Origin of the sequence: Stenotrophomonas sp. HMWF003, from assembly GCF_003061285.1 — a bacterium.
Lineage (GTDB): Bacteria > Pseudomonadota > Gammaproteobacteria > Xanthomonadales > Xanthomonadaceae > Stenotrophomonas > Stenotrophomonas maltophilia_AP.
In genome coordinates this window covers 712-6,148 of the sequence record NZ_QAIW01000406.1, presented here as the reverse complement: position 1 = coordinate 6,148, position 5,437 = coordinate 712, and the positions used below count along the sequence as shown (strand labels likewise).

The window sequence follows — 5,437 nt, the reverse complement described above, 5'->3', positions numbered from 1 at the left end:
TGGACGAGGACCTGGTGCAGTGGCTGGCCAGCCTGCCCTGGCCGCTGGCGTTCGTGATCCATGCCAACCATGCCAATGAGTTCGACGCCAGCGTGGACGCGGCGATGGCCCGCCTGCGCGGCGCCGGGGCCAGCCTGCTCAACCAGGCGGTGCTGCTGCGCGGGGTCAACGATTCGCTGCAGGCCCTGCAGGACCTGAGCGAACGCAGCTTCGCCGCCGGCGTGCTGCCGTACTACCTCTACCAGGTGGACCGGGTGGAGGGCGTGGCCCACTTCGAGGTCAGCGACGAGACCGCCAAGGCGCTGCACGCGCAGCTGACGACGCAGCTGTCGGGCTACCTGGTACCCAAGCTGGTCCGCGAGATTTCCGGCGACGGCAGCAAGCGCCCGGTTTAAGGCGAGCGCCCCCCAACGGTAGCCGCCACGTAGAGCCGGGCTCTGCCCGGCTGATCCGCCAACGCACGTAGAGCCGGGCTCTGCCCGGCTGATCGGCCAATGTAGATCCAGCCGGGCAGAGCCCGGCTCTACGGGGTCTTGCCGGTGGGCAGCCGGGCAGAGCCCGGCTCTACGGGCTTGCGCCCTACACGCCGGACTCGATCATTTCCACCACATCGGTGGCGCTGACCGGGTGGCTCAGCCAGTAGCCCTGGCCCAGGTCGCAGCCGCGCTGGCAGAGCAGGTCGAACTGCACTTCCTGTTCGATACCCTCGGCCACCACGGTGATGCCCAGCGCATGGGCCATGGCGATGATCGCCGTGGTCAGGGCCAGGTCGTCCGGGTCGCGCTGCATGTCGGCCACGAAGCTCTTGTCGATCTTGACCCCGTCCACCGGCACCTGGCGCAGGTGGCTCAGGCCGGAGAAGCCGGTGCCGAAGTCATCCAGCCACACCTTCACCCCGGTGCGGTGCAGCTTGTCCAGCAGCGCCGCGGCCAGCATTTCATCGCCGATCACCGCCGTTTCGGTCAGCTCCAGGTGCAGCCGCGAGGCCGGCAGGCCGGTGTCGCGCAGGCACTCGGCCACCAGGTTGGGCAGCTCGCCGCCCCGCAGCTGGCGCGGCGATACGTTGACCGAGACAAACAGGCCGTCCCCATCCACGCCGTGCGGCCATTGCACCGCTTCCATGCAGGCCGCGCGCAGCACCTTCGGGCCGATCACCTCGATCAGGCCACTCTGCTCGGCCACTTCGATGAACACCGACGGCGGGATCGTGCCCAGCGTGGGGTGCTGCCAACGCAGCAGTACTTCCACCCCCACCATGCGCCGGTCGCGGGTGCGGAAGATCGGCTGGTAGACCAGCCGCAGTTCGCCGCGCTCCCAGGCGCCGCGCAGCTCCTGCTCCATGTGCACGCGGCGCTCCACCGCATGGTCCATCGCGCGGCTGTAATAGCGGTAGCAGTTCTTGCCGGCCACCTTGGCCTGGTACATCGCGATGTCGCCATTCTTCAACAGCGTGGTCGCATCGGCCGCATCGTCGGGGAACAGGGTCACGCCGATGGACGTGCCCAGGAACAACTCGCGGCCCTGCACGAACAGCGGCTTGCCCAGTTCGCGGACCAGGATCTCGGCCAGTTGGCGGGCATGGGCGGCCACATCGCCGTCACCCAGCAGGATCACGAATTCATCGCCTCCAAAGCGGGCCAGCAGCGCCTCGTCGCCCCCGGCCTGCGCCACGGCGGTGCTGATACGCTGGGCGAACTGCAGCAGCGCTTCGTCGCCGGCTTCATGGCCCAGGGTGTCGTTGACCCGCTTGAAGTCATCCATGTCGGCGAACAGCAGCGCCAGGCGGTGGCCAGAGGCGCGCGCGGCCATCAGCCGGTGGTCCAGCGCCTCGCGGAACGCCAGGCGGTTGGTCAGCCCGGTCAGCGCATCGGTGTAGGCCATGTGCCGCACTTCGCGGTCGTGGCGGGCGATAGACTCGCTCATCCGGCCGAACGCACGCACCAGCTCGCCCACCTCGTCCTTGCGCGGGCTTTCATGCAGCGTCAGCTGGTAATCGCCCGCCTCGATCTGGCGCGCAGCCCCGGCCAGCCAGCGGATCGGGGCCACCAGGGTGCGCTGCACATAGATGATCATGCCCACGCCGATGCCGACCAGCAGCCCCAGCATCAGCAGCAGCCAGCCCAGGTGGCGCTTGCCCACCTGCTGCAGGCGCTCGCCCAGGGTCTGGTTGGCGCGCTGCTCCATCGCCTGCACGTCATCCAGCGCCATGCCGACCCGGACCCCGCCGATGCGCTGGTTGCCGATCATGATCGGCATCGCGTTGTCGAGCACCTTGGGCGACTGCTGCACCACCAGCGCCCGCGCGGCGACCGCACCGGGCGCCAGCGGGTCGCTCATGGGCCGGCCGAAGTCGAGCACCTCGGCGGAGCCGTCGTGGATCAGCTTGCCGTCCTCGTCGAACACCAGCACGTAGCGCACCACCTGCTGCCGCGAGGTGTTGCGCACCAGTGCGCCGACCTGCTCCAGGTCGTTGTAGTACAGCGGATTGGCCAGCGCGTCGGACAGCTCGCGCGCCAGCGCTTCACCGCGGCTGCGCACGCTGCGGTCGAACAGGTCATGGATGACGTTGCCACTGAGGTGCTGGACCTCATCCTGCATGGTCGCCTGGCGCCCAAGCACCACCGCGACGATGGCGATCACCACCAGCATCGCACCGCTCATCGCCAGCACGAAGCGTGCCTGCATTCCGGAACCCAACAGCCTCATTCCACTTCCATCCGCACGCGAGCCAAGCCTTGTTTGAGTTCATCCAACCGGTGCTGCATCTGCGCATCCACCCGATGGAATCCGGACGTACCAAAAAATGTCTGCAGCGCATCCTGCGCCTTGGGATCCGATGCCGCCTCCAGCAGCACCGCCTGCAACCGGTCGCGCACCCGTTCATCCAGGCCGGCGCGCACCATTTCCACCGCGCGCGGGTACGGCTCGGTACGATGGATGACACGGAAATCACGCCGGAAGGTGGCCGGAATGCGATGGCCATCGGTCCAGTCCACGCTGCTGACCGCCCCGGCGTCCACCACGCCCTTGTGGACCAGGGTGGCGATATTGCCCTCCGAGCGTGCGAACACATAGCCCACCGTATCGGGGGCGGCCGCATCGCGTGCCGACAGCAGGATCTCCGGGGTCAGGCCCTGCTGCAACAGGGTCATCACCGGCACCAGGTAGGCGCTGGTGGAGGCGACGTTCTGCAGCGCCAGGGTGTGCCCCTTGAGGTCGGCCAGCGTCGCAATGGTGCTGTCGCGGCGTACAAAAAACACGGTGTGGTAGTCACGCACGCCGCTGCGCTCGGTCAGCAGCAGGGGCTGGGCGCCACTACGCAGGCCCAGCGCCACCGCGGTCCCGGAGGTCTCGGTGACCCAGTCCACCCGGCCACGGCGCAGGTAGCTGGCCATCTGCTGGGCGTCGGGTGCCATCAGGATGCGGCCCTCGGTGATGCCGACGTCGCGCATGCGCGGAACCACGTAATCGAGGAGGGGCTGCAACTGCGCATAGTGTGACTTGGGGTTGTCGCTGATCCGGCCCAGCACCAGCACATTGTCCGATGCCGCTGACGCAGGTCCGGCCATCAGCACGATAGCCAGACACAGCAGACCTCCCTGCAGCAGCCATCGCAGACCCGGCACTCCCATCACTCCCCCCAAGGAATCCGAACAGCCTACCCGAAAAAGTGAGAACTGCGTCAGCTCATTCGGGCTTGGTGTTGGCCAGCCGTGCCATCCGCTGTGCGTCGGACAGGATGCCGCGCAGCAGGCGGACTTCCTGTTCGCTCAAGCCCGTACGCAGGAACAGGCGGCGCAGTTTGCGCATGGCCGATTCCGGCGCACGGCCCTTGTGGAAGTCGATGTCGTCGAGGGCCTGGCCAAGCTGGGTGAACATGCCTTCCACCTGGGCATGACTGGCCGGCTGCTCGCGGAACTCGGGGTCGGCCGGGGCGGCGCCGGCAACGCCGCCGAGCACGGCCATGCGCGTTTCATAGGCCAGCACCTGCACGGCAGCGGCCAGGTTCAACGAGCTGAAGTCGGGGTTGGACGGGATATGCACGGCCAGGTGGCACAGCTGCAGTTCCTCGTTGGTCAGGCCGGTACGCTCGCGGCCAAACACGAAGGCCACTTCGGCCGGTTCGGCGGCCTTGGCCAGGGCGCGCTGGGCGGCAACGGCGGGCAGCAGCTCCTCCAGCTGGACCCGGCGGGCACGCGCGGTGCAGCCCAGGACCAGGGTGCAGTCGGCGACGGCCTCGGCCAGGGTGGCCACGACCGGTGCATCGCCGAGCACGTCCTCGGCGCCGGCCGAGCGCCGGAACGCTTCATCATCCAGCGGCTTTTCCGGTGCCACCAGGACCAGCCGGGACAGGCCCATGGTCTTCATGGCGCGCGCCGCAGCGCCCATGTTGCCGGGGTGCTGGGTGCCGACCAGGACGAATCGGATACGGGTAGGAGCGGTTTCAACGGACATGAACAGGCCAAACGCGAGCAGGACAGCCACAGATGGTAAACTGTGCGACCGGCCTCTGCGCCGGGACCGCTCTTTTCCCCCGCCAGTACCCCCCACTCTGCCTTTCCGGGAGCTTTTCGCCATGCAGAAACCCGCCGTCACCGTCATGGTCAAGGCCGCCCGCCTCGCCGGCAACGTCCTGTTGCGCAACATCAACAAGCTGGAGGCGTTGAACGTCGTGCAGAAGGGGCGCATGGACTATGCCAGTGAAGTCGATGCGGATGCGGAAAAGGTCATCGTCAAGGAACTCAAGCGCGCCTATCCCGAGTACGGGATCATGGGCGAGGAAGGTGGCGTGCAGGGTGTGAACCGTTATATGTGGGTGATCGACCCGCTGGACGGCACCAGCAACTACCTGCGCGGCTTCCCGCACTACTGTGTGTCCATCGCGCTGGTCGAGAACGGCGAGCCGATCGACGCGGTGATCTTCGATCCGCTCCGCAATGAACTGTTCACCGCCAGCCGTGGCGCTGGTGCGGTGCTGAACGACCGTCGCATCCGCGTGGCCGACCGCAAGGACATGGGCGGTGCGATGATCCACACCGGCTTCGCCCCGCGCGAGCGCCAGCGCGCCAGTTCGCAGCTGAAGGCTGTGGATGCGCTGCTGGTGCACGCCGAAGACGTGCGCCGTACCGGTTCGGCCGCGCTGGATCTGGCCTACGTGGCCTGCGGCCGCGCCGACGCCTACTTCGAAGCCGGGCTGAAGGCCTGGGACATCGCCGCCGGCGTGCTGCTGGTGCGCGAGGCCGGTGGCCGGGTCTGTGACTACAAGGGCGCCACCCCGGCCCGCATGGACAGCCGCGGCCCGGAGACCCAGCAGATCGTGGCCGGCAACGTGAAGAACACCGACGTGCTGCAGAAGGTGCTGGTCAACACCGGCTACGCCGCCGAGTTCGACGCCAAGTTCTGATCGGCCACCGCGCTGAAACCGAAGAACGGCGCC

Annotated in this window: 4 protein-coding genes and 1 pseudogene; 2 read left to right on the top strand and 3 right to left on the bottom strand. The window is 67.9% G+C overall.

Annotated features, from left to right (window positions below; all coding sequences use genetic code 11):
• Positions 1–395: pseudogene (locus tag DBR34_RS23760) on the top strand (EF-P beta-lysylation protein EpmB); the annotation flags it as partial.
• A gap of 184 nt (positions 396–579) precedes the next feature.
• Here the strand turns inward: DBR34_RS23760 and DBR34_RS17405 are convergent.
• Genes DBR34_RS17405 through DBR34_RS17395 form a run of 3 tightly spaced genes read right to left on the bottom strand, consistent with a single transcriptional unit; the run spans position 580 to position 4,455 of the window.
• Positions 580–2,706, bottom strand: coding sequence for an EAL domain-containing protein (locus tag DBR34_RS17405; protein ID WP_128097719.1), 2,127 nt, complete (start codon positions 2,704–2,706; stop codon positions 580–582).
• Positions 2,703–3,635, bottom strand: coding sequence for a phosphate/phosphite/phosphonate ABC transporter substrate-binding protein (locus DBR34_RS17400; protein ID WP_146186875.1), 933 nt, complete (start codon positions 3,633–3,635; stop codon positions 2,703–2,705). The genes DBR34_RS17405 and DBR34_RS17400 overlap by 4 nt, the downstream gene beginning before the upstream one ends.
• A gap of 52 nt (positions 3,636–3,687) precedes the next feature.
• On the bottom strand, positions 3,688–4,455 hold the full coding sequence (locus DBR34_RS17395) for an RNA methyltransferase (protein WP_128097717.1): 768 nt from the start codon (positions 4,453–4,455) through the stop codon (positions 3,688–3,690).
• Between the two features lie 121 nt (positions 4,456–4,576).
• Between DBR34_RS17395 and DBR34_RS17390 the strand changes: the two genes are divergently transcribed.
• A complete protein-coding gene (locus DBR34_RS17390; protein ID WP_038687391.1) occupies positions 4,577–5,404 on the top strand; it encodes an inositol monophosphatase family protein in 828 nt (275 codons plus the stop codon).
• The last annotated feature ends 33 nt before the right edge of the window (positions 5,405–5,437 follow it).

Bases quoted from the DNA above. Each gene is read 5' to 3' on its own strand.
- DBR34_RS17405 (WP_128097719.1), bottom strand. From the start codon at position 2,706: ATGAGGCTGTTGGGTTCCGGAATGCAGGCACGCTTCGTGCTGGCGATG.
- DBR34_RS17395 (WP_128097717.1), bottom strand. From the start codon at position 4,455: ATGTCCGTTGAAACCGCTCCTACCCGTATCCGATTCGTCCTGGTCGGC.
- DBR34_RS17390 (WP_038687391.1), top strand. From the start codon at position 4,577: ATGCAGAAACCCGCCGTCACCGTCATGGTCAAGGCCGCCCGCCTCGCC.